Below are 905 nucleotides of genomic sequence, written 5' to 3'. Positions count from 1 at the left end.
TCGCCTCGAGCTGGAAGCGGTCGACGAGATGGAAGAGGCCGCCGGGTGGTATGAAAGGCGCCAGCGGGGGCTCGCCGCGCGCTTCCTGGACGAGATCGAACGCCTCCAAGTGAAGATCGCCGAACGGCCAGCCTCCTATCCACGTCTCGACCTTCCAGTGTCAGATCTAGTCGTTCGCCGGGCGCTACTCACTCGTTTCCCGTTCGCCCTGGTGTTCCTCGATCGTGAGAACGAGGTTCGCGTTCTCGCCGTCGCGCATACGAAAAGGCGACCCGGCTACTGGCTGAATCGGCTTCGGTACGTCTGAGTCACCCTCGGTGCCGGAGAGTCGCGGCAGCTACGCATTCAGGCGGACTTCGAGCCTGAGAGGGTGGTGGTAGATTTGCGTGGCGACCAACGGAGCTTCTCCGGAGTCGCTTAGAGGAGCTTGACGATCCTCTCCGCTTGCCAAGGCGAGCCGATCTCGATGTCCTGACCGATTCGTTCCACCTGCAAGACAGCCTTCCTGGACCACCGAATCTCCCTTACTTCACCCACTTCTGAAGCCGTTCCTTCGCTTGCTCATGGGTAAGATAGTCACCGCGGTCAAGCTCGTCCAGCCCTTTCTGGACGCTCTCGATGACGTAGAGCTCGTAACCGATGTCGTCCAATGTGCTGTCATCCGGCATCCTGGTGATGACCTCGAGCACTTTCTCTTTCACCGTCATGTGCTTTCCCCGAAAGTTGCAGTCGGCGACTCCAGCCGCCACTCGCGAATACTACCAGAGCCATCCGGAGCGGGTGATCGGCGCGGTGGCGGTCGCAAAATTCGCCAATCTCGGAGTTGCCCGATCTCAGCGGTCTACGCTCGCTGGCAGAGTCAGCGTATCGACTTTCCTGGCCACTTCGAAGTTGAAGACGGCTTC

The 905-nt window shown here is 60.1% G+C and carries 2 protein-coding genes; one reads left to right on the top strand and one right to left on the bottom strand.

Annotated elements, in window-relative coordinates:
- The coding region (locus tag GY725_07810; protein MCP4004084.1) for a type II toxin-antitoxin system RelE/ParE family toxin at positions 1-307 on the top strand (307 nt) is incomplete at its 5' end.
- 217 nt (positions 308-524) lie between these two features.
- Here the strand turns inward: GY725_07810 and GY725_07805 are convergent.
- Entirely contained in the window at positions 525-707 is a 183-nt protein-coding gene (locus GY725_07805) for a hypothetical protein (protein MCP4004083.1), read from the bottom strand.
- Between the last annotated feature and the right edge of the window lie 198 nt (positions 708-905).

This window comes from bacterium (assembly GCA_024226335.1).
Lineage (GTDB): Bacteria > Myxococcota_A > UBA9160 > SZUA-336 > SZUA-336 > JAAELY01.
This window is presented reverse-complemented; position numbering and strand designations above follow the sequence as displayed.